General features: G+C 46.4%; 2 protein-coding genes. Both read right to left on the bottom strand.

The features are described 5' to 3' along the window. Positions 1 to 124, bottom strand: a 124-nt coding sequence (locus F6K20_RS28685; RefSeq protein ID WP_287296938.1) for a helix-turn-helix domain-containing protein, incomplete at its 3' end; no start/stop codon positions are given. A gap of 194 nt (positions 125 to 318) precedes the next feature. Beyond that, a partial coding sequence (locus F6K20_RS28680) for a beta strand repeat-containing protein (protein WP_287296937.1) occupies positions 319 to 3,723 on the bottom strand: 3,405 nt, incomplete at its 5' end.

Genomic DNA, 3,723 nt, shown 5'->3' with positions numbered 1-3,723 from the left:
GTAGAGCTTCCCTGAAAATAGATTGCCAGTAGTTAAAAGTAGAGTTTGCTTTAGATTCACTCACCTGGAACTGTAGTCCGAGAAGTTGAAAGTTTATGTGATGTCGTAAGTAAATTAATGTCAAGACAGGTGACGGGAGGAGGATCTATCCTCTGGCTTCCCCCTTGTTAAGGGGGACGGGAGGGGGATCTATCTTGTTAAGGGGGACGGGAGGAGGATCTATCTTGTTAAGGGGGACGGGAGGAGGATCTATCCTCTGGCTTCCCCCTTGTTAAGGGGGACGGGAGGGGGATCTATCCTCTGGTTTCCCCGGAAAACTCACCGCAGCTGCTTAAAGGTTTGGTGAAGCATTGGACAGTCTACTTTATGTAACCAGGTACCCTTCGGAGTCACTATGACTGGATGAGCGGTGAGAATTACCTCCCCGTTGGCACCGATAACCCAGCCTTGGGCTTCCACAATTTGTTTAGGTTTAGGATTACTGGTCTGTGGTTGATTAATCTGTAGTTGATGCTGCCTTGACCTTAACCGACGCCTTTTGATCCTAGTTTGAGGTTGCTCAGTGATACGCCAATCGTCCCATGTAGCATTGGGGTTCAGGGTTTCGTTGGGAGAAACCGGTAAGCCACCACGACCTGTGGCAATAAATTCACTCCCCTCACCCGCAGCACAGAGGTTTTTTTCAATCAGTTGAGAGACATCAATGACATCGGTTGGCAATTCCGACAACCCTCGGCTGGGGTCAATTTGAGGTGCATTGATGTTGACGGTACCATCTACACCAAACTCAGAGCTAGCGGTAATGTCACTGAGGGGGGTGAGCTTTTCTCGGAACTCTAGCCCAATGATACCTTGGGTGGTGATTGTGATATTGCCGCCATTGCCTTCAAAAGCATTAGCGGTAATGTCGCTATTTTCTTGACGAATGCCTAGGATAAAGGGAGCATTAATCGTAATATTGCCGCCGTCTCCACCAGCTTGAGCAGTACCTGCGGTAGTGGATATTTTACTCTCCCGTCGCAAGAACAACAACTCGTCAATGGTTAAGGTAATATTGCCCCCTTGGTCGCTAGCCGTTTCTGCGGATAGCTCTGCTTTATTATTAAGGGTGAGTGTGCCTGCCTCAAGTGTAATACTGCCCCCTTTTCCCTGGCCTTGGCTATCTACAGCTATCTTGGCTTTATCCCGAATGGTCAAAGTTCTGGGGTCAACGAAAATATTGCCACCATCACCGCTAGAACCACGAGTAGTGTTGGCAAACAACCCACTTCCAGCTCCAGCTAGAGTTATATCATCACGTACTTCCAGAGTAATATTACCAGCCTGCTTATTACCTTCGGTGGTGGTTCTGACGTTCCCACCGTCGGTAGCCTCAAACCGATTGGCCTCAATTATGTTAATGTTGCCACCCTTACCCCGGTCAGTATTGGTAACGCTGGAAGTAGTGGCTGACACCTGTGAGTCTCCCTGGATGGTCACTTGATCAGCCTGAAGGGTGATGTTACCGGCATCTCCATCACCAGCAGTACTGGCAGTTATTTCAGAGTCATTGGTTAATTTTAGCGTACGCGTTTTAATATCTACATCCCCACCATTGCCAACTGCACCAGTGTTTACTGCTGTCGAAATCGAACTATTCCGATTAAGGGAAACCTCCTCAGCGTCTGGGATTGTGATACTACCGGCATTTCCGTTACCGGCAGTACTTGCTTCAATTTTCGAGGTGTGATCTAGGGATAGAGACTTGGTTTCAATATCGACATTGCCACCATTGCCAACTGCTCCAGTATTTACTGCTGTGGAAATGGAACTGTTGAGATCAAGGTCAACCTGTTGAGCATCTTGTATGGTGATACTACCAGCATTCCCTTTCCCAGAGGTGCTGGCAGTTATGTCAGAGTCATTGTTTAAAGTAAGCGTACGGGTTTTAATATCAATATTGCTGGCTTTTTCAGCAACTGCACCAAAGTTAACTTCTGTAGAAATGGAACTATTCCGATCAAGGTTAACCTGTTGAGCATCCCGAACCTGGATTTGACCAGCATCCCCTTTTCCAGAGGTGCTGGCAATTATGTCAGAGTCATTTAATGTTAGCGATCGCGTTTTAAGATCGACATTGCCACCATTGCCATCTGCTCCAGTGTTTACTGCTGTCGAAATCGAACTATTCCTTACAAGGTCAACCTCCTCGGCATCTGGGATTGTGATACTACCTGCATCTCCGGTCCCGGCAGTACTCGCTTCAATTTTCGAGGTGTGATCTAGGGATAGGGACTCGGTTTTTAGATCAATATTGCCACCATTCCCAACTGCACCAGTATTTACTGCGGTGGATATGGAACTGTTGTGATCAAGGTTAACCTTTTGAGCATCTTGTATGAAGATACTACCAGCATCCCCTTTCCCAGAGGTGCTGGCAGTTATCTCAGATTCATTGCTTAAAGAAAGCGATCGCGTTTTAATATCAATATTGCTGTCTTGTTCTTTTTGGGCAACTGCACCAGTATTTACTGCTGTGGATATGGAACTATTCCGATTAAGGTTAACCTCCTCGGTATCTGGGATTGTGATACTACCGGCATTTCCGGTACCGGCAGTACTCGCTTCAATTTTCGAGGTGTGATCTAGGGATAGAGACTCGGTTTTTAGATCAATATTGCCACCATTCCCAACTGCACCAGTATTTACTGCGGTGGATATGGAACTGTTGAGATCAAGGTTAACCTGTTGAGCATCTTGTATGGTGATACTACCGGCATTCCCAAGCCCAGAGGTGCTGGCAATTATGTCAGAGTCATTGTTTAAAGTAAGCGATCGCGTTTTTAGATCAATATTACCGGCTTTTTCAGCATCTGCTCCAGAGTTTACTGCTGTGGATATGGAACTATTCCGATCAAGGGAAACCTCCTCTGCATCTGGGATGGTGATACTACCAGCATTGCCAACACCGGCAGTACTCGCTTCAATGGTCGAGGTTTGATCTAGGGATAGAGACTTGGTTTCAATATCGACATTGCCACCATTGCCAACTGCTCCAGTATTTACTGCTGTGGAAATGGAACTGTTGAGATCAAGGTCAACCTGTTGAGCATCTTGTATGGTGATACTACCAGCATCCCCTTGACTATCTGTACTAGCTAGGATTTTCGATTCATTGTCCAGGGATAGATGCTTGCTTTCAATATCGACATTGCCACCATTGCCAACACCGGCAGTATTCGCTTCAATGGTCGAGATGTGATCTAGGGATAGAGACTTGGTTTCAATATCGACATTACCACCATTACCCTCTGCACCAGTATTTACTGCTGTCGATATCGAACTATTGAGATCAAGGTCAACCTGCTGAGCCTCTTGTATAGTGATACTACCGGCATCCCCTATCCCAGTGGTGCTAGCTGTTATCTCAGCGCCATTGGTTAATGTTAGCGATCGCGTTTTTAGATCAATATTACCGGCTTTTTCAGCATCTGCTCCAGAGTTTACTGCTGTGGATATGGAACTATTCCGATTAAGGTTAACCTCCTCGGCATCTGGGATGGTGATACTACCGGCATTTCCGTTACCGGCAGTACTTGCTTCAATTGTCGAGGTGTTATCTAGGGATAGGGACTCGGTTTTTAGATCAATATTCCCACCATTGCCAACTGCACCAGTATTTACTGCGGTGGATATGGAACTATTCCGATTAAGGTCAACCTGTTGAGCTTCTTGTATGGTGAT

This window comes from Moorena sp. SIO2C4, from assembly GCF_010672485.1.
Classification (GTDB): domain Bacteria; phylum Cyanobacteriota; class Cyanobacteriia; order Cyanobacteriales; family Coleofasciculaceae; genus Moorena; species Moorena producens.
This window is presented reverse-complemented; position numbering and strand designations above follow the sequence as displayed.